At 67.8% G+C, this 24,767-nt stretch carries 21 protein-coding genes; 17 read left to right on the top strand and 4 right to left on the bottom strand.

Annotation, left to right across the window (positions count from 1 at the left end):
• Positions 1–67: 67 nt before the first annotated feature.
• The 10 genes from FJ108_00755 (at position 68) to FJ108_00800 (ending at position 11,520) form a co-directional block, all read left to right on the top strand.
• Positions 68–2,344 (top strand): DNA translocase FtsK, encoded by a 2,277-nt coding sequence (locus tag FJ108_00755; protein ID MBM4334428.1) that lies wholly within the window; start codon positions 68–70, stop codon positions 2,342–2,344.
• The gene (locus FJ108_00760; protein ID MBM4334429.1) at positions 2,313–2,990 is read left to right on the top strand and encodes an outer membrane lipoprotein carrier protein LolA; all 678 of its coding nucleotides are present in this window, start codon (positions 2,313–2,315) and stop codon (positions 2,988–2,990) included. The genes FJ108_00755 and FJ108_00760 overlap by 32 nt, the downstream gene beginning before the upstream one ends.
• 511 nt (positions 2,991–3,501) lie before the next feature.
• Complete coding sequence (gene arc, locus FJ108_00765) at positions 3,502–5,334, top strand: proteasome ATPase (GenBank protein MBM4334430.1); 1,833 nt, start codon at positions 3,502–3,504, stop codon at positions 5,332–5,334.
• Position 5,335: 1 nt separating this feature from the next.
• On the top strand, positions 5,336–6,823 hold the full coding sequence (locus FJ108_00770) for a proteasome accessory factor PafA2 (GenBank protein MBM4334431.1): 1,488 nt from the start codon (positions 5,336–5,338) through the stop codon (positions 6,821–6,823).
• A 15-nt stretch (positions 6,824–6,838) separates the two neighbouring features.
• Positions 6,839–7,096: a ubiquitin-like protein Pup gene (locus FJ108_00775; protein ID MBM4334432.1), complete on the top strand. Its 258-nt coding sequence runs from the start codon at positions 6,839–6,841 to the stop codon at positions 7,094–7,096.
• Between the two features lie 4 nt (positions 7,097–7,100).
• Entirely contained in the window at positions 7,101–7,883 is a 783-nt protein-coding gene (gene prcB / locus FJ108_00780) for a proteasome subunit beta (protein ID MBM4334433.1), read from the top strand.
• Positions 7,883–8,572, top strand: coding sequence for a proteasome subunit alpha (prcA, locus tag FJ108_00785; protein ID MBM4334434.1), 690 nt, complete (start codon positions 7,883–7,885; stop codon positions 8,570–8,572). Before prcB ends, prcA begins: the two co-directional genes overlap by 1 nt.
• A gap of 13 nt (positions 8,573–8,585) precedes the next feature.
• Entirely contained in the window at positions 8,586–9,992 is a 1,407-nt protein-coding gene (locus FJ108_00790) for a Pup--protein ligase (protein MBM4334435.1), read from the top strand.
• Positions 9,993–9,996: 4 nt separating this feature from the next.
• A complete protein-coding gene (locus tag FJ108_00795) occupies positions 9,997–10,383 on the top strand; it encodes a hypothetical protein (protein MBM4334436.1) in 387 nt (128 codons plus the stop codon).
• A gap of 102 nt (positions 10,384–10,485) precedes the next feature.
• Positions 10,486–11,520, top strand: coding sequence for a rod shape-determining protein (locus tag FJ108_00800; GenBank protein MBM4334437.1), 1,035 nt, complete (start codon positions 10,486–10,488; stop codon positions 11,518–11,520).
• 6 nt (positions 11,521–11,526) lie between these two features.
• Here FJ108_00800 and FJ108_00805 read toward each other — a convergent pair whose 3' ends face one another.
• From FJ108_00805 to FJ108_00820, 4 genes are read right to left on the bottom strand one after another with little or no spacing between them, the layout of a single operon-like run.
• Positions 11,527–12,126, bottom strand: a complete 600-nt coding sequence (locus FJ108_00805) for an SCP2 sterol-binding domain-containing protein (GenBank protein MBM4334438.1) — start codon at positions 12,124–12,126, stop codon at positions 11,527–11,529.
• Positions 12,110–13,183, bottom strand: coding sequence for an endolytic transglycosylase MltG (gene mltG / locus FJ108_00810; GenBank protein MBM4334439.1), 1,074 nt, complete (start codon positions 13,181–13,183; stop codon positions 12,110–12,112). The genes FJ108_00805 and mltG overlap by 17 nt, the downstream gene beginning before the upstream one ends.
• Positions 13,180–13,596, bottom strand: a complete 417-nt coding sequence (gene ruvX / locus FJ108_00815) for a Holliday junction resolvase RuvX (GenBank protein MBM4334440.1) — start codon at positions 13,594–13,596, stop codon at positions 13,180–13,182. Before ruvX ends, mltG begins: the two co-directional genes overlap by 4 nt.
• Positions 13,597–13,641: 45 nt before the next feature.
• Positions 13,642–15,141: a hypothetical protein gene (locus FJ108_00820; GenBank protein ID MBM4334441.1), complete on the bottom strand. Its 1,500-nt coding sequence runs from the start codon at positions 15,139–15,141 to the stop codon at positions 13,642–13,644.
• 183 nt (positions 15,142–15,324) lie between these two features.
• Between FJ108_00820 and FJ108_00825 the strand changes: the two genes are divergently transcribed.
• The 7 genes from FJ108_00825 (at position 15,325) to FJ108_00855 (ending at position 24,765) form a co-directional block, all read left to right on the top strand.
• Positions 15,325–15,789, top strand: a complete 465-nt coding sequence (locus FJ108_00825; protein ID MBM4334442.1) for a phosphatidylglycerophosphatase A — start codon at positions 15,325–15,327, stop codon at positions 15,787–15,789.
• Positions 15,756–17,120: a competence/damage-inducible protein A gene (locus FJ108_00830; protein MBM4334443.1), complete on the top strand. Its 1,365-nt coding sequence runs from the start codon at positions 15,756–15,758 to the stop codon at positions 17,118–17,120. The genes FJ108_00825 and FJ108_00830 overlap by 34 nt, the downstream gene beginning before the upstream one ends.
• Positions 17,117–17,716, top strand: a complete 600-nt coding sequence (gene thpR / locus FJ108_00835) for an RNA 2',3'-cyclic phosphodiesterase (protein MBM4334444.1) — start codon at positions 17,117–17,119, stop codon at positions 17,714–17,716. Before FJ108_00830 ends, thpR begins: the two co-directional genes overlap by 4 nt.
• 9 nt (positions 17,717–17,725) lie before the next feature.
• On the top strand, positions 17,726–18,796 hold the full coding sequence (recA, locus tag FJ108_00840) for a recombinase RecA (GenBank protein ID MBM4334445.1): 1,071 nt from the start codon (positions 17,726–17,728) through the stop codon (positions 18,794–18,796).
• 90 nt (positions 18,797–18,886) lie between these two features.
• Positions 18,887–20,059 carry a type IV pilus twitching motility protein PilT gene (locus FJ108_00845; GenBank protein ID MBM4334446.1) on the top strand — a complete coding sequence of 391 codons (1,173 nt, stop codon included), beginning with the start codon at positions 18,887–18,889 and terminating at the stop codon, positions 20,057–20,059.
• A gap of 64 nt (positions 20,060–20,123) precedes the next feature.
• The gene (alaS, locus tag FJ108_00850) at positions 20,124–22,757 is read left to right on the top strand and encodes an alanine--tRNA ligase (protein MBM4334447.1); all 2,634 of its coding nucleotides are present in this window, start codon (positions 20,124–20,126) and stop codon (positions 22,755–22,757) included.
• 94 nt (positions 22,758–22,851) lie between these two features.
• Entirely contained in the window at positions 22,852–24,765 is a 1,914-nt protein-coding gene (locus tag FJ108_00855; GenBank protein ID MBM4334448.1) for a ShlB/FhaC/HecB family hemolysin secretion/activation protein, read from the top strand.
• Positions 24,766–24,767 lie beyond the last annotated feature (2 nt).

Consider the following 24,767-nt stretch of genomic DNA (forward strand, 5'->3'; position numbering starts at 1 on the left):
GAGAGATCACGAGGACCGCGAATGAGGGGACAGCGCAACTCGCGAGCGATGCGACTTGGGTAGAGGCGTGAAGCGACCCGCGGCAAAACGCTCGGCCAGAACGGAGCCCCGGCTTCCCGGACGGCTCGAGGCCGAGGCCGTCGCGGTCACGCTCGCTGCTCTCGCCCTCTTCACGGAGGCGGCGCTGCTCTCCTACGATCCCGCCGATCCGCTGATCGCGAGCGGCGCGCGGGTCTCGAACTGGTGCGGCCCGGTCGGTGCCCTCGTCGCGGGAGCTCTCGCGGGAACTCTGGGCCTGGCGGCCCACGTGCTGCCGTTCGCCGCCGGCGTGGTCGCGATTCGCTACCTGCGAGGGCTTCCGTTTCGGCCGCGCTGGATTCCCTTGGCCGGTTGGTCGCTGAGCCTGCTCAGCCTCGCGGCGGGATTCGAGGTGCTGCACCGCGCGTTTCCGGAGACGATCCCCGTCGGCGCGGGCGGATTCCTGGGCGCTGGCGTCGTCGGGCCGCTGTCGCGGGCCCTCTACCTGGCCGGGTCTTCGTTCGTCCTGTTGATCACGGGCGCGCTCGGTCTGCTCGCAGCCACGGGGGTCTCGCTGCGAGATGCGACCCAGGGAGCGCGGCAGCTCGCGCGCGCGGCGACGCGCGAGCTCGGTCAGCTCGTGCGCGTGAACGGCGCGCGACTCCGACGGCGTCTCGCCGAGCGCGCGGAGGCCAGAGCTGCAGAGCGCGACGAGCCCGAGCCCGAGGAGGCGGAGGCGCGCAAGGCTCCCAGACCCGCGCTCCGTCTCACACCGAAGCAAAAGGCGAAGGCCGGCGAGCCGGAGGTCGTCGAGCATCGCGTCGCCGCCCCCGCGCCACTGCGTCAGGAGGCATTGCCCTTCGCCGACGGACGCGGCGAGGGGCCCTACAAGCTTCCGGACCTGGATCTGCTCGCGCGCGGTCCGGACCAGAGCCCGAATCTCGATCGCGACGCGCTGATCCGGAATTCGCAGATCCTCGAGAAGAAGCTCGCCGACTTCTCGGTGCTCGGGCGGGTGGTGAAGGTGCACCCCGGCCCGGTGATCACGATGTACGAGTTCGAGCCTGCGCCGGGTGTGAAGGTCTCGCGCATCGTCAATCTCTCGGACGATCTCGCGCTGGCGCTGCGCGCGATCTCCGTGCGCATCGTCGCGCCGATCCCGGGCAAGAACGTGGTCGGAATCGAGGTGCCGAACGTCGAGCGCGACGTGGTGGTGATCCGCGACGTGATCGCGCATCCGTGCTTCCAGGAGACCGACTCGCGAATTCCGATCGCGCTCGGCAAGGACATCTTCGGCAATCCCGTGACGGCCGACCTCGCCGCGACACCGCACCTGCTCGTCGCTGGCGCCACGGGAACCGGCAAGTCGGTATTCCTGAACGCGTTGCTCTGCAGCATCCTCATGCGTTCGACGCCGGAAGAGGTGAAGCTTCTGCTCGTCGATCCGAAGATGCTCGAGTTCTCGCTCTATCAGGGCGTTCCGCATCTGATCGCCGACGTCGTCACGAATCCGAAGCGGGCCGCTGCGGCTCTGCTCGGCATCGTGAACAAGATGGAAGAGCGCTACCAGCTGATGGCGAAGCGCGGCGTCCGGAACATCGATCAGTACAACAAGGCGATCGCCAAGGATCTCGCGACGAATCGACCGAAGGCCGACGACGAGATCGTCCCGAAGAAGCTTCCCTACATCGTCGTCGTGATCGACGAGCTCGCCGATCTGATGATCGTCGCGGCGCGCGACGTCGAGGAGTCGCTGATGCGGCTGGCGCAGATGGCGCGAGCTGCCGGGATCCACCTCGTGCTCGCGACGCAGCGTCCGAGCGTCGACGTCCTGACGGGCATCATCAAGGCGAACTTCCCGTCGCGCATCTCGTTCCAGGTGAGCTCGCGCACGGATTCGCGCACGGTTCTGGACGCAAATGGTGCGGAGCGCCTTCTGGGCATGGGCGACCTGCTCTACGTGCCGCCCGGAAGCTCAAAGCTCGAACGCATCCATGGGCCGTACATCTCCGAGAAGGAGGTCGAAGCGGTCACCCTCTGGGTACGCCAGCAGGGTTCGCCAGAATTCGACCCGACGCTGATTCGTCTGAGCCAGGAGAGCGAGAAGACCGAGGAGCGCGGAGGAGAGCTCGACGAGCTCTTCGATCAGGCCGTGGACGTGGTCGCTCGCAATCGCATCGCGTCGATCTCGTTCGTCCAACGCAAGCTGAAGATCGGATACAACCGGTCGGCGCGGATTCTGGAGCAGATGGAAGCCGACGGGATCGTCGGACCTCAAGAGGGAACCAAGCCCCGTGAAATCTTCGTCCGTCCGCCCGACGACTAGCGCATGCGCCCTGCTGGCGTGTCTGGCGCTCGCGCTCGTCGCTGCAGAGGCGGACGACGAGGCCGGCCGAACGCTCGATGCCGTTCAGAAGCGCTATGACGGCGTCCGCGACCTGCGCGCGAGTTTCGAACAGACGAGCTTCAGCGCGGCGCTTGGCACGGAGACCACGTCCAGGGGTGCGGTGACCGTCGAGAGGCCGGGGCGGATGCGCTGGGAGTACGCCGCGCCCGACGGGCGCGTGATCGTGCTCGACAAGGACTCGATCCGGATCTGGAATCCCGACGAGAAGCAGCTTCAGATTGCGGCGCTCTCCGAGGGAAACGTCTCACCGACAGCGCTCGGCTTCCTGCTCGGCCAGTCCGTTCTGCGAGAAACGTTCGATGCGGAGCTGATCTCCGAGCCCGCGCGTGCGGAGCGCGGCCTGCGCCTGCGACCGCGAAGCGACGGCGGCTTCGAGTCGCTCGAGCTCTGGGTCGATCCGAAGACGCTCCAGCTGCGGGAGTCGGTGGTCCTCGATCTGTTCGGCAATCGGACTCGCCTCCGCCTCGGGCAGATGCGCGAGAACGCGGGCGTCGAGGCGCGCGAGTTCGAATTCCCCGTCCCTGCGGGTGCGGAGGTCATCGATCTGCGAGCGAGGGGTCGATGAGACCTTCGAATCCCAGCCGAGCCGCGCACCATCGAAGTTTCAGTGCGCCGGATCTCCGCCCGAGTGGCGAAGTCTTGACGGTCGGGCCGTCGGCGATTCGTCGCGCGGTCTGGCGCGGAATCGCGTCGGATCGATGAGCGATTAACTCTTTCGTCTCAAGGGCTTTCGCCGCCCGGTGCGCGCTTGGGGCCGTTGCAATGAAAAGCCGTTTTGATAGAATTCGAGAGCATTCTAACTGGTCGATATATCAGGTGATTTCGGATCGAAGCCGGGTTCTGGAGTCGAGCCTTCACGTGACGGGCCGCGCAGCGCAGCGCCGGCGCTATGCAAGGACCTGCAGCGCGCGCGCGAGCTCCGCGTACAAGCCCTCGAAAGCTGAGGAATTTCCCGCGCTCGAGCGCGATCCCTCAGAGATCGCGTCGGTACCGCGAGCCGGTCGTCCCGCCGCCAGAGCTTGGTATGTCGATTGCAATTCTCGGTGGCGTCGATCAGCCGAAGGCGAGGAAGTTCAATGAGCGACACGGGTTCGGGTTCGGGTTCCGGGAGGAGAGGGTTCGTCCGAGACGTGATGAAACGCATCTCCGTGTCTCGCGGAGCTGATGACGAACGGGAGAGCCGCGTGCCTGACGAGATGGACGAGATCGAGAAGGTTCGAGACTCACTGCGCTTCCTGGGGCCCGAGTCGGCCGATCTTGCGCGGCGGGTCGAACACCTGCTGATGGAATACGAGCTGCTGCGACAGCGCATCGACCGGCAGCGGCAGCAGGTCTTCGACTCGGAGCGCCAGAACGAGAAGCTCGTCGGCGCGCTGCAGGACGCGAAGCAGCAGATCGACCTGCTGAAGCAGGAAGTCGACAAGCTCTGCTCGCCACCCAACACCTACGGGATATTCGAGCGCAGCAACAAGGACGGAACCTGCGAGATCAACGTCGACGGCAAGATGATGCGGGTGAACTCGCACCCGAGCATCCACGTCGAGGAGCTGATGGAAGGCCAGCTGGTCGTGTTGAACGAGGCGTTCAACATCGTCGACGCGACCACCTTCGATCCGCGCGGCGAGGTGATGACCGTTTCCGACGTGCTCGACGACGGCCGGGTGATCGTCCTCGGTCATGCCGACGAGGAGCGGGTGGTGAGCCTCGCGCAGCCGATGCGGCGCGAGAAGCTCAAGGCCGGCGACAACCTGCTCGTGAATCCGCGCACCGGGTTCGGCGTCGAGCGCCTGCCGAAGTCGACCGTCGACCAGGTCATGCTCGAGGAGGTCCCCGACGTCACGTACGAGGACATCGGAGGTCTCGGCGACCAGATCGAGGTCCTGCGCGACGCGATCGAGCTGCCGTATCTGCACGCGGACCGGTTCAAGCGCTACAACCTGTCGCCGCCGAAGGGCATTCTGCTCTACGGACCTCCGGGCTGCGGCAAGACCATGATCGGCAAGGCGGTGGCGAACAGCCTCGCGCTACGCATCCAGGAGATGCGCGGCGGCGAAGCGAAGAGCTACTTCCTGAACGTGAAGGGGCCGGAGCTCCTGAACAAGTACGTCGGCGAGACCGAGCACAAGATCCGCGAGGTGTTCAAGAACGCGCGCGAGAAGGCGGAGGAGGACGTCCCGGTCGTCATCTTCTTCGACGAGATGGACTCGCTGTTCCGGATGCGCGGTTCCGGGATCTCCTCCGACATGGAGGCGACCGTCGTCGCGCAGTTCCTCTCGGAGATCGACGGCATCGAGTCGCTGCGGAACGTGATCGTGATCGGCGCGAGCAACCGGCAGGATCTGATCGATCCGGCCGTGCTTCGCCCGGGCCGTCTCGATCTGAAGGTCAAGGTGCACCGGCCGGAGAAGGCGGGGGCGCTGCAGATCTTCACCAAGTACCTGACGACGGATCTCCCGTTCAGCCAGGACGCGACGCGGAAGTACGGGCCCGAACCGAAGGAAATCGTGCGCGGCATCCTCTCGGAGACGGTCGAATCGATGTATGCGGAGAACGAGGAGAACAAGTTCCTCGAGGTCACGTACGCGAAGGGCGAGCGGGAGATCTTCTACTTCAAGGACTTCTCGAGCGGCGCGATGCTGAAGAACATCGTCGACCGGGCCAAGAAGAAGGCGGTGAAGCGCGCGATCACCTCGGACGACGAGGGCGTGCGTCTCTCGGACATGCTCGAGTCCGTGCGCGAGGAGTTCAAGGAGAACGAGGATCTCCCGAACACCACCAACCCCGACGACTGGGCGCGGATCTCCGGCCGGAAGGGCGAGCGCATCATCAACGTCCGCACGCTCATCACCGGCATGAGTCGCACGGAGCACCAGATCGAGAACGTCGGCGGCTCGGGGCAGTATCTCTGACATGCCACTTCCGTGTGTATTCGGCAGCGAGATCGAATACGGGATCACCGTCCAGGGAGACCCGGACTTCGATCCGATCTCGAGCTGCGTCCTGCTGGTCAACGCGTACCAGGACATCGAGGACGCGCGAATACTCTGGGACTACGAGCAGGAGAACCCGCTGGCCGACGCTCGCGGCTTCCACGTCGAGGGCGAGAAGTACACGCCCAACCAGCAGGAGAACATCGCGCGCAACAAGACGCTCCGGAACGGCGCGCGCTTCTACGTGGACCACGCGCACCCGGAGTACTCGACGCCAGAGGTCACGAACGTCCGCGATCTGATCGCGTTCGAACGCGCCGGCGAGCGCACGATGGAGGCGGCGAGGCGCGCCGCCACGGCTCTTCTGCCCAGCGGACAGACGGTCCTGATCCACAAGAACAACAGCGACCGCAAGGGCAACTCCTACGGGAATCACGAAAACTACCTGATCGAGCGCCGGACGCCGTTTCGCGAGATCGTCGAGCACATGACGCCGTTCCTGGTCACGCGCAACATCTTCTGTGGCGCGGGCAAGGCCGGCAGCGAGAACCGCGCGCAGCCGTGCGACTACCAGATCAGCCAGCGGGCCGACTTCTTCGAGACCGAGGTCGCGCTCGACACGATGGTGAAGCGGCCGATCATCAACACACGCGACGAGCCCCATGCGGATCGCGAGAAGTACCGACGCTTCCACGTGATCATCGGCGACTCGAATCTCTGCGAGGTCTCCACGTATCTGCGGATGGGCACGACTGCGGTCGTGCTCGCCCTCGTCGAGGACGGGGCGATTCCGAGGAGTCTCGCGGTCAGCGATCCGGTCAAGGTCGTGAAGGAGATCTCCCACGACCTCGCGTGCAAACGAAGCTACGCCATGGAGCGCGGCGGACGCCTGACCGCGATCGAGATCCAGAAGGAATACCTGGAGTACGCGCTGCGCTACTTCTCGTCCCGCAGCCTCGACCCGATCGTGAAGGACGTCCTGGTCAGGTGGGAGCGCGTGCTGTCGAAGCTCGCAGAGGATCCGCTACAGCTCGACCGAGAGGTCGACTGGGTGATCAAGCACAAGCTGATCACGAGCTACATGAAGCGGCACGGTGTGGACTGGCACCATCCGCAGGTCCACATGCTCGATCTGCAGTACCACGACATCCGCCCCGACAAGGGCCTCTACCACGTGCTCGAGCGACGCGGCGAGGTCGACCGGATCGTCGATTCCGATGCGATCGAGCGCGCCGTGCGGACTCCTCCGAGCGACACTCGCGCCTACTTCCGCGGCGAGTGCATCCGACGCTATCCTGATGAAGTGTTCGGCGTGAACTGGGATTCGATCTCGTTCAACGTCGGCGACGAGCCGATCAAGCGCATCCTCATGAACGAACCGCTGAAGGGCACGCGGGCGCACGTGGGCGAGCTGCTCGACTCGAGTCCGACGGCCCGAGTTCTGGTTCAGAACCTCACGACCGCGTGAGCTAGGGAGAGAGGCATGAAGATCGTACGACCCAAGACCGAGCCGGCCACCGGCATCTGGGGCGCCGCGGGCGACCAGACGCAGAAGCAGAAGTCCGGTGGCGGCGACTCGAGCGGCTCTTCCTCCTCCGACGCCGGCGGGCAGAAGAAGCTCGCCAAGAAGGGCGAAGACCTGAAGGAAGAGATGGACAACCTGATCGACGAGATCGACGAGGTCCTCGAGGCGAATGCCGAGGAGTTCGTGAAGAACTACGTCCAGCGCGGCGGCGAGTAGCCCGGTGTTCAAAGGCCAGACGTACGCCGGTGACAGCTTCTACGAGTTCCTCCGCGTCGACCACCCGGGGCTGCTTCCCGACTGGACGCGAATGGATTGGACGCAGGTCTCGCTGCTCCACGGAACCACCGTGCTCGCGATCGTCTGCAAGGAAGGCGCTCTGATGGCGGGCGACCGGCTCGCCACCGAAGGCCACCAGGTCGGCACGCGGGATCTCGAGAAGGTGTTCCGCATCGACGAATCGAGCCTGATGGCGATCGCCGGCGCCGCGGGCCCGGCGATCGAGATGGTCCGGATGTTCCAGCTCGAGCTCGAGCACTTCGAGAAGCTCGACGGTCAGCCGCTGACCTTCGAGGGCAAGGCGAACCGGCTCTCGTTCCTGCTGCGCCAGAATCTGCCCGCTGCGATGCAGGGCTTGGTCGTGATGCCGATCTTCGCGGGCTTCGATCACGACAAGGGTCGCGGCCGCATCTACAAGTTCGACATCACCGGCGGTCGCTTCCGCGAGGCCGACTACTACTCCACCGGATCGGGCGGCAAGGACGCGAGGAGCTCGTTGAAGCGGATCGTGCGCCACGAAGACCTCTCCCGCGAGGAGGCGATTCGCGCCGCGATCGAGGCTCTGCTCGATGCCGCCGACGAGGATCGCGCCACGGGCGGCATCGATGTGGCGCGCGGCATCTTCCCGACCGTGAAGCTCGCGACGCGCTCCGGTGTCGAGGACGTCAAGGACGAGGAGCTGAAGCGCATCCACGAGGCGATCGCGGCCGAGAGGAGAGCCGCCTGATGAGCACACCCTTCTACGTCTCTCCCGAGCAGTGGTACCAGGACAAGGCCGAGTACGCGCGCAAGGGAATCGCGCGCGGGCGGCCGATCGTCGCGCTCGAGTACGAGACCGGCATCGTGATGATGGCCGAGAACCGCAGCGCCACGCTGCGCAAGATCTCGGAGATCTACGACCGCATCGCGTTCGGCGGGGTCGGAAAGCTCGACGAGTACGAGACGCTGCGGAAGTCCGGCGTGCGCTACGCCGACATGCGCGGCTACTCGTTCTCGCGCGAGGACGTGGCCGGCAAGAGCCTGGCGAACGAGTACTCCAACGTCCTCGGCTCGGTCTTCACGCGCGAGATGAAGCCGCTCGAGGTGGAGATCCTCGTGGTCGAGATCAAGGAGAACGGGAGCGCCCTCTATCAGATCCGTTACGACGGAAGCATGAGCGACATGACCCACTTCGCGACGATCGGCGGGGACGGCGACAAGCTCGGCGACCTGATTCGCGCCGGCTGGAAGCCGGGGATGCCGCTCAAGGACGCCGCGAAGCTGGCTCGTCGCGCGCTCGCCGGCTCAGGGAACTCGGGATCGGTCGAAGACCTCGACGAGAAGAGCCTCGAGATCGCGATACTCGACCGGACGCGCACGGGACGTACCTTCAGGCGGATCGCGGGCGAGGAGGCCAGGGCTCTCCTCCGGGATTGATCGGCGGAAACAAGTGCAGAAGCGGATCTACGGCCTCGAGACGGAATACGGGATCATCTTCACGCCGGAGGGTCGCAAGACCCTGCCGGTGGAGAAGGCGATCCGCTTCCTGTTCGAGAAGCTGATCACGACCGAGCACTTCCTGAACGTGTTCCTCGAGAACGGGGCGCGCTTCTACCAGGACACCGGCTGCCACCCCGAGTACGCGACGCCCGAGTGCGCGAGCCCGCGGGACCTGGTCATATTCGATCGCGCCGGCGAGCGCATCCTGGAGGACCTGCAGCTCTACGCGGAGGAGAAGATCCGCGAGGAGCGCGTCCCCGGGAAGCTCTCGATCTTCAAGAACAACACCGACTTCGTCGGGAACTCCTACGGCTGCCACGAGAACTACCTGGTCGACCGCGACGTCGACTTCTACTACCTCGCCGAGCAGCTGATTCCGTTCCTGGTCACGCGCCAGATCTTCAGCGGCGCGGGCAAGGTGTTCCAGACGCAGGACGGCGTGCACTACTGCATCAGCCAGCGCGCGCAGCACATCTACCAGAAGATCTCGGGCACGACGACGAACGACCGCTCGATCATCAACACGCGCGACGAGCCCCACGCCGATCGCGAGAAGTACCGCAGGCTGCACGTGATCGTGGGCGACTCGAACATGAGCGAGTACACGAACTTCGTGAAGATCGCGACGGCCGCGGTCGTGCTGCAGATGATCGAGGACGGGTTCATCAACAAGGACTTCACGCTCCGACACCCCGTGAAGGCGATCAAGGACATCTCCTACGACACGACCTGCAAGCGCAAGCTGCGGCTCGAGAACGGGCGCGAGTACTCGCCGATCGAGATCCAGCGCGACTACTGCGAGATGGCGCAGCGCTACATGGAGCAGTTCCCCGTGAGCGACCAGCTTCGCGAGGGCGTCCGCGAGTGGCAGTACATCCTCGACTGCCTCGACAGCGACCCCGAGAAGCTCGATCGCAAGATCGACTGGATCATCAAGCGCAAGGTGCTGCGCAGCTACATCGAGAAGCACCAGATCTCCTGGCACGACCCGCGCGTCTTCATGATCGACCTGCAGTTCCACGACCTGCGCCGCGACCGCGGCTTCTTCTACATGCTCGAGCGCGGCGGGCACGTCGATCGGCTCTACACCGACTCGGAGATCGAGAAGGCGAAGACCGAGCCGCCTCAGGACACGCGCGCGAGGATGCGCGGCGATTTCATCAAGCTGGCCCGCCAGAACAACATCCAGTACGACCTCGACTGGTCGAACATCCGGCTGGGAAACCTCCTGAACGTCCGCGTGATCTGCAACAACCCGTTCGAGACCGACACCGAGAAGGTCACCGAGCTCGTGCGCACGATCCAGAAGACGAACCTGCGCCGCACCTCGCTCTCCAAACTCGTGATCCAGAGCTGAACCCATGGACCAGGAACCCAAGCTCCGCTCCGTTTCCCCCACTGCCGCCGAGTCGCGCCGCGATCCGGCGTCGCGATCCGAGCCGGACCGGCCGCAGAACCGGACGCAGCTGGTGCTGGCGACCGCGCTCGCGCTGGCGCTCGTCCTGCTGATCTGGAGCTACATCTCGCTCGGCTCCCGCATCGACTCGCTCGAAGGCGAAGCGCAGCTCCTGCGCGCGGCTGTCGCCGAACGGGACGAGCTAATCAACGCCCAACGCGCCCGGCTCGACGAGGTCCGCGGCCGCGTGAAGGATCTGCTCCAGATCGTCGAGCAGCCGATGATCAGCGCGCCCGCCGCGGGACCCGAAGCGCCCGAGGCGTCGCCCGCGCCGCCCCCCGAAGACCCGTAGTCGGCGCCCGAACCGGGCGCGCGCTCTCAGGGTCCGCCGCTTCCTTGCCGATGGAAGAGAAGGCTTGGGGCGGGGTCCCCCTCGAGATTCGGAGCCGACACGATGTACAAGTGGCTTGCTGGGCTGCTCTCGAACGATCTCGCCATCGATCTCGGGACCGCCAACGTGCTCGTCTACGTCAAGGGACGCGGCATCATCTGCAGTGAACCGTCGGTCGTGGCCGTCGCGGACGGTCCGAACGGCACGCGCAAGGTGCTCGCCGTCGGCACCGAGGCCAAGGAGATGGTCGGCCGCACGCCCGGCTCGATCCGCGCGATCCGGCCGATCAAGGACGGCGTCATCGCCGACTTCGAAGTCACCGAGGCGATGCTCCGCTATTTCATCCAGAAGGCGCACAACCGCCGCCGGCTGGTCCGCCCGAGAATCGTGATCTGCGTTCCGCCCTGCATCACCTCGGTCGAGAAGCGCGCCGTGCGCGAATCGGCGATCTCCGCCGGTGCCCGCGAGGTGTACCTGATGGAAGAGCCGATGGCGGCCGCGATCGGCGCGGGTCTGAACGTCACGGAGCCGACCGGAAACATGGTGATCGACATCGGCGGCGGCACGACCGACGTGGCCGTGATCTCGATGGCCGGAATCGTGACCTCGAGCTCCGTCCGCGTCGGTGGCGACAAGCTCGACGAAGCGATCATCCACTACGTGAAGCGCAAGCACAATCTGCTGGTCGGCGAGCGCACCGCCGAGATCATCAAGATCACGATCGGCACGGCGATGGCCAACGGCCCGACGAAGACCATGGAGATCAAGGGCCGCGACCTCGTCGCAGGCATCCCGAAGATGATCGTCCTCTCGAGCGACGAGGTGCGCGAAGCGCTCTCGGAGCCGATCCACCAGATCATCGACACCGTTCTGCAGACGCTCGAACGCACTCCGCCCGAGCTCGCGGCCGACATCGTCGACCGCGGCATCGTCCTGGTCGGCGGCGGCGCGCTGCTGCGCGACTTCGATCAGCTTCTGCGGCAGGAGACCAAGCTTCCGATCGTGCGCGGCGACGATCCGTTCACGGCCGTCGCGGCGGGTGCCGGCAAGGCGCTCGACAACATCGGCTTGCTGCGCGAAGTCGCGATGGCGTACTAGCCAGCGCTAATCGGGCGTCATGATGGCCATCGCCATCTTCATCGGAACCTCGACGTCGCCGCCGAGCTCGAGCTTGCCCGTCATGAACGCGCCCTGAAGATCGAGCTGGCCGCCGAGAAGCTGGCCGAACTCGGCCTCGCCGATCGAGACCGTCGTCGTGACCGAGGGTACGGGGGGCGCGCCGAAGTGCAGGACGACGCCCCAATCCGTCGCACCCTTCACCTCGATCCGCATCGTTCCCCTGATCTCGCGCAGCGCGGCCAGGCGCGCCGGCGTGAGCACGAAGTCGGGATTGCCGCCGACCCCGCCGAGGAGCGCCATCGGCGATGGACCGACGCTCGTCTCGAGCCGCGCGCAGTCCGCTTCCGACAGTGCGAGCGTCAGCAGTGGTGCGGCGTGCGCGCCGGGCGCGGCGCGCATCTCGCCCCGCTCGGTCGAGAGGTGGAAGCGTCCGCCGTCGCCGATCTCGACCTCGAGGGCGAAGTCCGCCGCGCGCATCTTCGCGAGCAGATCCGCGCCGCCCGCACCGCGCGCGACCTGGTCCGCGAGCCGCTGGTTCCATGCCTCGGGCACGCGCTTCTCGAAGTAGCTAGCGGCGTTGGCCATCTTCGTTCCTCACCAGATTCCTCCCGCGTTTGCTCTGATGGCGTCTCACCGCCGAATTGTGGTCCGCAAGATTGGTCGAGAATTCGTGCGAGCCGTCGTTTCGAGCCACGAAATACAGGTAGGGCATGTCGGCCGGAGAGAGCACCGCCCGGATCGCCTCGATCGACGGGCTCGCGATCGGGCTCGGCGGCAGGCCGGCTCGCGTGTAGGTGTTCCAGGCGTTGTCCTCGCGCAGATCCCGGCTGCGGATGTCGCCGTCGAAGGACCCACGGGTCCGGACGATTCCGTAGATCACCGTCGGATCCGACTGCAGCCGCATCCCGATCCTGAGCCGATTGCGGTACACGCCCGCGATCAGCGGCCTTTCGTCCGCCCGCGCGGATTCCTTCTCGACGATCGAGGCCAGCGTCACGATCTGATCCAGGGTGAGTCCGGACTTCGCGACCGCATCCAGATCCTCGGGCGTGAGCCGGCTGCGGAACTCGGCCAGCATCCGCTCGAGCACCTCTTCGGGAGGCGTGTGGCGGCGGAAGTGATACGTCTCGGGATACGCGTAGCCTTCGAACGAGCTCGTCAGCAGGCCGAGCCCGCGCGCGAAGCTCTCGTCGTGGGCCAGGGCTAGAAACGCCTCGCCATCCGTGATGCCGGCATCGCCCAGACGCAGAGCGACCTCGTCCAGACGCAGCCCCTCCGGAAGCGTGACCTCGTGCATCTTGACCTTGCCCTGCACGATCCTCTCCAGGATCTCGATCGGCGACATCGCGGCCGACAGCTCGTACTCGCCGCTCTTGATCTCGCGGTCCCATCGGTTCAGCCGCGCGTAGGCGACCAGCGCGCGCGGTCCGGACATGCTGCGCTCGCGAATCAGCCCGGATTCGGCGAGGCGCCGGGCGATCGGCGAGAGCGACTCGCCCGGCGCGACCCAGAACAGTCGGTCGCCCGCATCGGGGTCCGCGGGCTCGCGCAGTCCGGATGCGGCAAGGGCCAGGAAGATCGCGCTCGCGGCGACGATCGCACCAACGGCTGCAAGCGCCGCGACCCATGCCCTGCGGATCATTTGGGCCGGCGCTCCAGCCAGGTACGCAGGAGCAGCGACGCGGCGATCGGATCGACGCGACCGCGCTGCTTCTTCCGCGACACGCCGGAGTCGTCGAGCATCCGCTCCGCCTCGCGCGAGGACCAGCGCTCGTCCAGATACTCCACGGAGACTCCGGTGCGCTGCTTCACCTTCTCGCCAAAGGCACGGGTGCGCTCGGCTTCCGGCCCCGCGCGCCCGCTCATGTGCAGCGGCAGGCCGATCACGATCTGACCGACGTCACGCGTGGCCACGATCTCCGCGATCCGTGACATGGCGGCGGCATCCCCCGGCTTCGTCGCGATCGTCTCGAGCGGTTGAGCGAGGATCCCCAACGAGTCGCTGATCGCGACGCCGATTCGTGCCTCTCCGTAGTCGAGGGCAAGGATTCGCACTCGGAGAGCATAGCGACGATCCGAATCCGACTCGCGCGACGCCCGTCACGTTTTTCCGGCAGCCGCTCCCGCGAGCCGCCGCAGACCCTCCTGGCACGCCCTGCTCACGGAGGGATCCCCGCGACGCTCGTGCACCCGGAGCGCCTGAAACGCTGCGACGCCGCCGATCTGGGCGATCGCCTGCGCAGCCGCGATACGCAGCTCCCTGACCCGCGCCGCCCCGAAGAACGGGACGCGGTCGAGAATCTCCTTCAGGCTGCGGAGCGCAGCGGGGTTGCCGATCCGGCCCAGCGCCTGTATCGCGGCTCGTCTCACGCTCTCGGATCGACCTCGCCGCTCATCGATCACCTCGTGGAGCGCCGGGAGCGCCGTGGGTCGACGCAGGCCTCCGAGACAGCCCGCGCACGCCTCCGCGACCTCGTCGCTGCCGCGCAGTCCGCGGAGCAGCGCCTGCAGCGCGGCGTCGTCGCCGATCCGCGCCAGCGACAGCGCCGCCTCTCGCGAAAGTGATGGGTCGGGCCCGGCCAGCGCGTCGGCGAGGAAGCAGACGCCCTTGGGATTTTGCATCTCCCCGAGCAGGCGAGCGGCGCGGCGCGCGCGTTCCGGCTGCCCGGAACCGAGTTCGTCGACGACCTGCGCGATCGCCGCGTCTCCGAGCGCGATCAGGAGCTGCGTAACGCGGGCGCGAGACGCGTCCTTGCGGGTCTCCAGTCCGCGGAGCAGCCGCGCTGCCGCGATGCTGCCGACGGCGATCAGGACCTGGCTGGCCTGCACGCTCGCCAGCCCCGAGTCTCCGCACGCTTGCTCGACCACCGCGTCGAGCAGCTCTTCCTTGTGCGCGAGCCGTCGCAGCCGATCACCGGCTTCGCGCCGGATCGCATCGCTTCGCGTTCGCGGGTCGGTCGCGTGGCGCGCGACGACCAGCATCGCGCGGTACGCGTCCATGCTGCGCTTGGCGCGCACGAGCACGTCGACGCTGCTCTCGATCTTGTTCGCCGTCAGGTTGTAGCTGGCCAGGTCGTCGCAGCTCTCGAGCTCCGAGAGGCGCCGGACGAGATCCGCGATGTGCTGCGCCAGGAACCCGCTCTGCTCGCGGCTCGCGGAGCCGTCGCGATCCGAGGTGCGCGCCACCGCCTCGACGCTGCTCGCTCCACAGGCGCGCAGCGCGGTCTCCAGACCGCCTTGCTTCGCGAGTGCTTCAGGCTCGCGAGCGAGTGCGTCCACGAGCGCCGCGAGCTCGGCCGCGCTCGGCGCGCCGCGGAAGCGAACCTTCTGCACCTGGCGGGCGCGCAGCTCGTCCGCGAGGTCGTCGGCGCCAGGCCCGGTGACCCTTGCGCCGTCTTCGAGCACGAGCCCGGCTTCGCCGGGCCCGAGCGAGAACTCGGCTGCGCCGGCTCCGAGCTCCCGCCACGCCGAATCGCAGCGCTGCAGCGCCGCTTCCGCGACCGGGTGGCGTGCGGGATGCAGATGTCTGGCGCGAATCGCGCGCGTCAGCTCGAAGACGAGCGGCGCGAGCTCCGCTGCGGTCGCTCTCCCCGGCTGCATCGCTTCCCCTCGGCTCGCAGGATCGGCCCTGCGGATGCTTGACTTGAGCGCGGAGCTGCCGCTCCCTGAAGTCCCGGTCAATGGCTTTGCGTGCGGTCGTAGTTTCGCTATTCATTCGTCTTCTTGACGCAGGTAGAGACGCGGTCTAGGATCGGCAAAGGATCCAGAAGTGCTTGAATTTCAATGAGAATATTCATTCTCGCGATCGCCACCGCAGGCGGGTCGGGCTATGCGCCGATCGCCTCCGGGACGTTCGGGTCGGCGGTCGGGCTGCTGCTCTGGTGGGCAATCGCGGGGATGGGGGCGGCCGCGCACGCGATCGGTCTCGTGCTGGTCGTCCTGATCGGGATCTGGGCGGCGGACCGCGCTCAGGCGATCTTCCGGCGCCACGACGACGGCCGAATCACGATCGACGAGGTCGCCGGGATGCTGCTCTCCCTGCTCTTCCTGCCCGCGCGTGCCGAGGTCGCCGGGGCCGCGTTCCTGCTGTTCCGGCTCTTCGACATCTGGAAGCCCGCACCCGCTCGCGCCGCGGAGCGGCTTCCCGGCGGACTCGGCGTGATGGCGGATGACCTGGTCGCGGGCCTCTACGCCAATCTCGTCGGCCAGCTGCTCTGGCGCGTGATCTTCGCGGAGGCTGCGGCGTGAGCGCGCCCGCGGCGCGCGACGCGGTCTGGGTGATCACGATCGGCGACGAGCTGCTGCGCGGCGAGATCGTGGACTCGAACAAGTCTCACCTCTCGGAGCGGATGCTCGCGCTCGACCTCGAGACCGCGCGCCACGTCAGCGTTCCAGACGATCCGGACGCGATCGAAGAGGTTCTGCGCGAGGCGGCGACCCGTGCGCGAGTGGTGCTGGTCTCGGGCGGGCTCGGCCCGACGCGCGACGACATCTCCACGGAAATCGCCGCGCGCACGTTCGGACGCAAAATCTACCGGGACGAGGCCGCGCTGGAGCAGATCCGCGCATTCTTCCGCCGCTTCAATCGCGAGATGGCGGAGAACAACGCGAAGCAGGCCGATTTTCCCGAGGGCGCCGTCGTGCTCGCGAATCCGCTGGGCACTGCGCCGGGGTTCATGCTCGAGGTGACCGACCCCGCGAGCGGCGAGCGCACGCAGCTGTTCTTCATGCCCGGAGTTCCGCGCGAGCTCTACCGCATGCTCGACGAGGAGGTCGTGCCGCGAATCGCCGCGCGCCTCGGCCGCAGCCAGGTGGTTCGCGCGCGGCTGCTGCGCACCTTCGGGATCGGCGAGTCGAATCTCGACCGCATCCTCGACGACCTGGCGAGAGGCGACGCCGGCACGGTGCTCGGCTTCCGCACGCAGTTTCCCGACAACCTCGTGCGGATCCTGGTGCGCGCACCCGACGCGGCCGGCGCGGAGCGCCGGCTCGACCAGCTCGAAGCGGAGATCCGCGAGCGGCTCGGCGACCTCGTGCTCGGCGTCGGCGAGCGCGGGCTCGAGGCGATCGTCGCGGAGCTCCTGCTCGAGAGGAAGCTCACGATCGCCGTCGCGGAATCGCTCACCGGGGGGCTCGTGACGAGCCGGCTCACCGACGTGCCCGGCAGCTCCGCGTATCTGCTCGCCTCCTTCGTCGCGTATGCGAACGAGGCGAAGCTGCGCGAGTTCGGCGTGGATCCGGAAGCGCTCACCCGACACGGAGCCGTGTCGGAGATGGTCGCCCGTCAGATGGCGGAGGGCGCGCGGCGTCGAGCCGGCACCGACCTGGGCCTGGCGACGACCGGGATCGCGGGTCCGGACGGGGGCTCGCCGGAAAAGCCGGTCGGAACCCTCTGGCTGGCCCTGGCCGACGCCAGCGGAACCATCGCGCACCGCTACCAGATGATGACGGAGCGCCGCCGCAACAAGGAGCTCGCGAGCCAGCTCGCGCTCGACTGGGTGCGCCGACGCCTGCTCGGGCTTCCGATCACGGCCAACCTGTTTCCGCGGCTGGCGAGCGCGCCGGGGCCGCGCGAATGAGCGACCTGCTTCGCGCGTTCTTCGCGATCGACCTGCCGAGCGAGGCGCGCGCGCGCTCGACCGAGGCGGCCGAAAGCCTCAGAGCGGTGGCGCCGCGCGGGGTGCGCTGGATGACGCCCGACAGCCTGCACCTGACGCTGAAGTTCCTGGGCGAGATCCCCGAGGCCGGCGTTCCGCGTCTGGTCGAGCGCGCGCGGGCGAAGCTGGCGCCCGAGCAGCCCTTCGAGATCGAGCTCTCGGGCTTCGGCGCGTTTCCGAACGCGCGCGAGGCGCGCGCCCTCTGGCTCGGCGTGCGTCAAGGTGCCGCGGCGCTCGCGCGGCTCGCGCGGAAGCTCGACTCCGCTGCGCGCGTGATCGGCGCGGAGCGAGAGCGCCGGCCCTTCGAGCCCCACCTCACGCTCGGACGCCTGCGCGACCCGCTTCGCGTCGAGCTCGAACGCGCGATTGCGCAGGAGCCCGTCGCCTGGACGGTTTCCGAGGTCATACTCTACGAGAGTCGCCTTCCCCCCGGCGGCGCTCGTTTCGTTCCCCTGGCGCGCTTTCCGCTCGGAGCGGGTGGCGACGCCGATTTCGCCGAATTCGCCCCAGAGACGTAGGAGAGACAGATGTCGCGAGCGCAGTCCGGGAACAAGGACGAGAAGAAGAAGGCCGTCGACCTCACGGTCGCATCGATCGAGAAGCAGTTCGGCAAGGGCTCCATCATGCTGATGGGGCAGGATCAGCTCGACCGGGAGATCCAGGTGATCTCGACGGGCGCGCCATCGCTGGACATCGCGCTCGGAGTCGGGGGTCTGCCGAAGGGTCGCATCGTCGAGATCTACGGCCCGGAGTCGTCGGGCAAGACCACGCTCTCGCTGCACGCGGTGGCCGAGTGCCAGCGCAAGGGCGGAGTGGCGGCGTTCATCGACGCCGAGCACGCGCTCGACGTCGGCTACGCGAAGAAGCTCGGTGTGAACGTCGAGGAGCTGCTGGTCTCGCAGCCCGACACGGGCGAGCAGGCGCTCGAGATCACCGACATGCTCGTGCGGTCCGGCGCGGTCGACATGGTCGTGATCGATTCCGTCGCCGCGCTCGTTCCCAAGGCGGAGATCGAGGGCGAGATGGGTGACGCACACGTGGGTCTGCAGGCGCGTCTGATGAGCCAGGCGCTGCGCAAGCTCGCCGGAAATCTCTCGCGCTCGAACACCTGCCTGATCTTCATCAACCAGCTGCGCATGAAGATCGGCGTGATGTTCGGCAATCCCGAGACCACGTCGGGCGGGAACGCGCTGAAGTTCTACGCCTCGATCCGCCTCGACGTCCGCCGCATCGGCCAGATCAAGGACGGCGAGCACACGATCGGCAGCCGCACGCGCGTGAAGGTGGTGAAGAACAAGTGCGCGCCGCCGTTCCGGCAGGCCGAGTTCGATCTGATGCACGACAAGGGCATCTCCCGAGAGGGGGACATCCTCGACCTCGGCTCCGAGCGCGGCCTGCTCGAGAAGAGCGGAACCTGGTACAGCTTCGAAGGCACGCGGATCGGCCAGGGCCGCGAGAACGCGAAGGCGTTCCTGGCCGCGAATCCGGCCGTGTACGAGCGCCTCTCCGAGCTCGTCTTCGCCAGCGCCGGCATCAAGAAGAAGGTTCCGGTGGCGGATTCGGGCCTTCCCGTTCCCGGCGAGGCGCTCGAGAGCTAGGCGCACGGGCGCCCTCAAGAACGGCTCGGGTCGGGACGATCCACCCGCAGGTACCCCTTGCATCCATGCGAGCGGTGAGGCTTGGCGGGAATGGAACTCAACGACATCCTGACGATCGCGATCAAGGGCCTGGCGTCGGACATCCACCTGAAGGCCGGCCTGCCGCCGCTCTTCCGGGTGGACGGCGCGCTGGTTCCGCTCAAGAACGGCGAGCGGCTCACGCCCGAGCAGCTTCACGGCATCGCGACGTCGATCATGACGCCGGGCCAGAAGAACCACTTCGACAAGCACCACGAGGTGGACCTCGCCTACTCGATCGCGGGTCTCGGCCGGTTCCGCGTGAACGCGTTCATGCAGCGAGGCACGGTCGGAATCGTCTTCCGCGTGATCCCGTTCGGCGTGAAGACGATCGAGCAGCTCGTCATGCCCAAGGTCGTCGAGCGTGTCGCGATGGAAGCCCGCGGACTCGTGCTCGTGACCGGCACGACCGGATCCGGCAAGTCGACCACGCTCGCCGCGATGATCGACTACATCAACACGAACCGGACCTGCCACATCATCACGATCGAGGACCCGATCGAGTTCCTGATCCGGGACAAGCGCTCGATCGTGAATCAGCGCGAGATCGGCGTCGACACGAACAGCTTCGCGACGGCGCTGCGCGCCGCCCTGCGTCAGGATCCGGACGTCATCCTGGTCGGCGAGATGCGCGACTTCGAGACGATCGAGACGGCGCTGATGGCGGCCGAGACCGGACATCTGGTCATGTCGACGCTGCACACGATCGACGCGGCCGAGACCATCACCCGCATCGTCTCGGTCTTCCCGCCGCATCAGCAGCCGCAGATCCGGCTGCAGCTCGCGAGCATCATCAAGGGAGTGATCAGCCAGCGTCTGGTGCCGCGGGCGGACGGCAAGGGCCGCGTGCCCGCGGTCGAGATCCTGGTCGCCTCGGCGCGCGTGCGCGAGTGCATCGCCGACCCCGAGATGACCAAGGAGCTGAACGACGCCATCGCCAAGGGCTTCACGACCTACGGCATGCAGAGCTTCGACCAGTCGCTGATGCAGCACGTGAAGGCCGGCCGCGTCTCGTACGAAGAGGCGCTGCAGCACGTGTCCAACGCCGACGACTTCGCGCTGCGCTTCAAGGGCATCTCCGGCACCTCCGACAGCTCCTGGGACGACTTCGACAAGGAGCAGGCGGAGAAGGGGATCGAGCTCAACGAGCCGGCGGACGACGATCTGAAGATCGACCGTTTCTGAGCCGCGGCACCCGCTCCGCGCGCGAGCCCTGTCTCGCGGGCGCGGCGCTGGTACCATGACGCGGATGACCGGAAACGAGATCCGCAAGGCCTTCCTCGACTACTTCGCCGAGCGCGGGCACGCCGTCGTGGCGTCGGGATCGCTGGTCCCGCCGGGCGACGCGACGCTGATGTTCGCGAACGCCGGCATGGTCCAGTTCAAGCGCCTGTTCACCGGCGAGGAGCGCCGCGACTACGTCCGCGCCGTGACCTCGCAGAAGTGCATGCGCGTCTCCGGCAAGCACAACGATCTGGAAGAGGTCGGCCGCTCGCCCAGCCACCAGACGTTCTTCGAGATGCTCGGGAACTTCTCCTTCGGCGACTACTTCAAGAAGGAGGCGATCGAGTACGCCTGGGATCTGCTGACGCGCGTCTTCGGCCTCGATCCGGAAGACCTGGTCGTCTCGGTGCACGACGACGACGACGAGGCCTACGCGCTCTGGCGCGACGGGATCGGGCTGGACCCCAAGCGGATCTTCCGCCTCGGCGACGCCGAGAACTTCTGGCAGATGGGCGACACGGGGCCGTGCGGGCCGTGCTCGGAGATCCACAAGATCACCGACCGGGCGATCTTCGAGCGGGGCGGCGATCCGTCGGGGCCGGGCTTCATCGAGATCTGGAACCTGGTCTTCATGCAGTTCGAGCAGTCCGCCGACGGCAGGCGAGTCCCGCTGCCGAAGCCCTCGATCGACACGGGGCTCGGGCTCGAGCGCATCACGCGCGTGCTTCAGGGCGTCGCGAGCAACTACGACACCGATCTGTTTCGACCCCTGATCCAGCGCACCGCCGGGATCGCGGGCCGCGCCTACGGGACGAACCCCGAGAACGACGTCTCGATGCGGGTGGTCGCCGACCACGCGCGCGCCTGCGCGTTCCTGATCGGCGACGGCGTTCTGCCGTCGAACGAGGGCCGGGGATACGTGTTGCGCCGGGTGCTGCGGCGCGCGGCGCGCCACGGCGTGCTGCTCGGCGTCGAGCGGCCGTTCCTCTTCGAGGTCGCGGACGTGGTGATCGACGAGATGGCCGGCGCGTACCCCGACCTGGCCAAGCGGCGCGCGTTCGTGATCGACACGATCCGGCGCGAAGAGGAGCGCTTCGGCAAGACGCTCGGCCGCGGGCTCGCGCTCCTCGACGAGGCGATCGCGAGCGCGCGGAAGGCCGGCAGCCGCAGCCTCTCGGGGGACGTCGTGTTCCGGCTCTACGACACGTTCGGCTTCCCGACCGATCTGACCGAGGACATCCTGCGCACCCACGCGCTCTCGTACGATCGCGCCGGCTTCGACGCGCGAATGAGCGAGCAGGCGGAGCGCGCGCGGGCCGCCTGGCGGGGAACCGGCGAAGCCGCCCCCGCCGAGGTCTACAACGCGATCGCGAGCGAGCTGCGCTGCTCGTTCACGGGCTACCAATCGACGCAGGGCCGCTCGCTCGTGCGCGCGCTGCTGCGCGCCGGCGAGCGCGTCGAGCGGGTCTCGGAGGGGGACCGCGTCGAGGTCGTCGTCGACGAGACGCCGTTCTACGGCGAGAGCGGCGGCCAGGTCGGCGACGTCGGCGAGATCGCGGGTGCCGAGGGGCGAATCGAGATCGAGGACACGCAGAAGCCCGTCGAGGGGCTGATCGTCCATCAGGGCCGAGTGGTGCTCGGAAGCATCTCGCAAGGCGAGACCGTCTCGCTCGAGGTCGACGCCGAGGCGCGCGCAGCGACCGTGCGCAACCACTCCGGCACGCACCTCTTGCACTGGGCGCTGCGTGAGGTGCTGGGGCCGCAAGTCTCGCAGGCGGGCTCGCTGGTCGGCCCCGAACGGCTGCGCTTCGACTTCACGCACGATTCGGGCCTCGACGAGGAGCAGGTGCGCCAGGTCGAAGATCGCGTGAACGACCTGATCCTGCGCAATCTGCCCGGTCGCGTCGCCGAGAAGTCCTACCAGGAGGCGCTCTCGTCGGGCGCGATCGCGATCTTCGAGGAGAAGTACGGCGATCGCGTGCGCGTGGTGAGCTTCGGCCCGTCGACGGAACTCTGCGGCGGAACGCACGCGAACGCGACCGGCGATCTCGGGTCGTTTCGCATCGTCGCGCAGTCCGCGATCGGCGCCGGCGTGCGGCGCATCGAGGCGCAGACCGGCCGCGGCGTGCTCGAGCACGCGCGGCGCGAGTCGCGCACGCTGCGCGATGCCGCGGACCTGCTGCGCACGCCGCCCGCCGAGCTTCCCGCGCGCGTGTCGCGGCTGCTCGAGCAGCAGCGCGAGCTCGAGCGCGAGCTCGAGAAGGTGCGCGCGCAGATGCGGCGCGGGGGCAGTGCAGATCCCATGCAGCACGTGCGCGAGATCGGCGGCGTGCGAGTGCTCGCGACCGAGATCGAAGGGGCCAATCCCAAGGAGCTGCGGCAGCTCGTCGACGAGCTGAAGCAGCGCGTAGGCTCCGGCGTCGTGCTGCTCGGCGTGCGGCACGAGGGCAAGGCGGCGCTCGCGCTCGGCGTCACGAAGGACCTGGTCGGGCGCTTCGCCGCAGGCGAGCTGATCCGCGACCTCGCAAAAGAGGTGGGCGGCACGGGCGGCGGCCGCCCGGACTTCGCCCAGGCCGGGGGGCCGGACGCCGGGAAGCTCGACGCGGCGCTGGCCCGGCTCGCGGAGTTGCTGGCGAACGAACCCCGATCGGGCGCCTAACCCACCGAGAACGCTGGCAAGATCGAGGTCGGCCCGCGCCACCCAACCGGCGGGACGGCCACTTGGAGTAGAGTTCGTCTACACTCGGACTGAATTGGGAGCGCGGATGGGCGTGCGCAGCGGAATTCGGACGCTCTCGATTCTGCTCGTGGTCTTCGCCCTTCCGCTGCCAGCGCGGGCGAGCTTCGACCCGAGCGATCCCCCGGCGGGCGAGCACACCCGGACCGAGGGCCCGCGCTACGCGATCGGGGAGATCGAGCTCCGCTACGCCGAGAACCACCTGCTGCACCCGCCGGTCGACCTGGTGAGCTCCGGGCAGTACGGACTCGGGCGGGCCTCCGACGGCTACGTGGGCGCGCGCCGCGGCGGCGACATCGAGTGGTTCGAGCTCCGCGATCTCGGCGTGGACGGCGCGGTTCCCGTCTACGCGACGGGGCTCCGCGACCTCTGCGAGCAGATCGTCGCCGAGCTCGGCGAGCGCGGGCTGATCGGCGTGTACGTCGCCCCCGATCCGGCGCAGATCGATCCCGACACCGGCGCCGATCTGCGCGAGGACACCACCACGCTCGCGCTCGTGATCCACACCGGCCGGGTGCGCGCGGTGCGCACGTTCACCGCGGGCGAGGCGCCCCCCGGCGCGCTACCGCCGGTACAGGAATCGCCAGAGCACGAGCAGATCGCGAGCCGCTCGCCGCTCCAGCCCGTCGGCGCCGGCGACCCGCTCGCCAAGCGCGAGCTCGACGCCTACGTCGCGACGCTGAACCGACTTCCCGGCCGCGTCGTCGACGTCGTGATCACGCCGACGCTCACGCCCGGCGTGGTGAACCTCGACTATCTCGTCTCCGAGCAGCGGCCCTGGACGATCTCGAGCTCGATCTCCGACACGGGGACCGACCAGACCGGCGAGATGCGCCAGCGCTTCAGCTTCGCGAGCTACCAGCTCACCGGTCACGACGACGTGCTTCTGCTCGACTACATGACCGCGAGCTTCGACGAGGTGAACGCGCTGGCCGGCTCGTACGAGGCGAATCTGCCGCTGGCCTTCGGCCTGCGCGGTCGCCTGAACGGCTCCTGGAGCGAGTACGCCGCGGACCAGTTCGGCCTCAGCAACGCCTTCGAGGGCGAGCAGTTCGAGATCGGCGGCGCGCTCGTGTCGAGCCTGGTCCGGCGGCCGGGCTTCTTCGTCGACGCCACGCTCGGCGCGCGCTGGATGGACATCGACGTCACGAACCTGAGCACGAGCGCGAGCATGCCGTTCTTCGTGCCCGAGCTCGCGCTCTCGCTCGAGCGCACGCGTTCGACCTCGCGCGTGTTCGCGCGCCTCGGCTTCGAGCAGAGCCTGCCGTTCCTGGCCGGCACGAGCTCGAGCGACCTCGACGACTTCTCCGCCGCCGGCCGCAGCGACGTCGACGACAGCTGGCGGCTGGTCTCGCTCGACGTGCGCGGATCGTTCTTCCTGCGCCCCTGGCTGCGCGGTGTGCCCGTGCGGGACGGCCGCACGCTGCGCCCGCGAGAGCTGGTGCACGAGATCGCCTGGCGACTCGGCGGCCAGTACTCACTCGGCACGCGCCTGATCGCGCAGGTCGAGGGCGTGCTGGGCGGCCCGGGCACCGTGCGCGGCTACCCGCAGTCGATCGTCGCGGGCGACTCGATGCTCGGCGGCAGCATCGAGTACCGCTACCACATCCCGCTGTCGCTTTCGGCGACGGTTCCGTGGCAGCTGCCGTGGCTCGGCGAGTTCCGGCCCGGACCGGACGCGAATCAGCGCATGCCCGACTGGGACTTCGTGATCGCGACCTTCTACGACTACGGCCAGACCTGGAACGACCAGGCCGTTGCCGGCGAGGAAGACGCGACGCTCTCGTCGCTGGGTCTGGGCCTGGAGATCGTCGTGCGGCAGAACCTATCGCTGCGGATCGACCACGGCTTCGTGCTCAGCGACGTGGAGGCCGCGGACGTCTCGTCGGGCGACAGCAAGACGAACTTCGCCGCGACGGTGCGGTATTAGCC

The sequence above is a fragment of the Deltaproteobacteria bacterium genome, assembly GCA_016875225.1.
Lineage (GTDB): Bacteria > Myxococcota_A > UBA9160 > SZUA-336 > SZUA-336 > VGRW01.

Coding starts and splice junctions, on each gene's coding strand:
- arc (MBM4334430.1), top strand. CDS start 3,502: ATGAGCGACACGGGTTCGGGTTCGGGTTCCGGGAGGAGAGGGTTCGTC.
- FJ108_00770 (MBM4334431.1), top strand. CDS start 5,336: ATGCCACTTCCGTGTGTATTCGGCAGCGAGATCGAATACGGGATCACC.
- FJ108_00775 (MBM4334432.1), top strand. CDS start 6,839: ATGAAGATCGTACGACCCAAGACCGAGCCGGCCACCGGCATCTGGGGC.
- prcA (MBM4334434.1), top strand. CDS start 7,883: ATGAGCACACCCTTCTACGTCTCTCCCGAGCAGTGGTACCAGGACAAG.
- FJ108_00795 (MBM4334436.1), top strand. CDS start 9,997: ATGGACCAGGAACCCAAGCTCCGCTCCGTTTCCCCCACTGCCGCCGAG.
- FJ108_00800 (MBM4334437.1), top strand. CDS start 10,486: ATGTACAAGTGGCTTGCTGGGCTGCTCTCGAACGATCTCGCCATCGAT.
- FJ108_00805 (MBM4334438.1), bottom strand. CDS start 12,126: ATGGCCAACGCCGCTAGCTACTTCGAGAAGCGCGTGCCCGAGGCATGG.
- mltG (MBM4334439.1), bottom strand. CDS start 13,183: ATGATCCGCAGGGCATGGGTCGCGGCGCTTGCAGCCGTTGGTGCGATC.
- FJ108_00820 (MBM4334441.1), bottom strand. CDS start 15,141: ATGCAGCCGGGGAGAGCGACCGCAGCGGAGCTCGCGCCGCTCGTCTTC.
- FJ108_00825 (MBM4334442.1), top strand. CDS start 15,325: ATGAGAATATTCATTCTCGCGATCGCCACCGCAGGCGGGTCGGGCTAT.
- thpR (MBM4334444.1), top strand. CDS start 17,117: ATGAGCGACCTGCTTCGCGCGTTCTTCGCGATCGACCTGCCGAGCGAG.
- recA (MBM4334445.1), top strand. CDS start 17,726: ATGTCGCGAGCGCAGTCCGGGAACAAGGACGAGAAGAAGAAGGCCGTC.
- FJ108_00845 (MBM4334446.1), top strand. CDS start 18,887: ATGGAACTCAACGACATCCTGACGATCGCGATCAAGGGCCTGGCGTCG.
- alaS (MBM4334447.1), top strand. CDS start 20,124: ATGACCGGAAACGAGATCCGCAAGGCCTTCCTCGACTACTTCGCCGAG.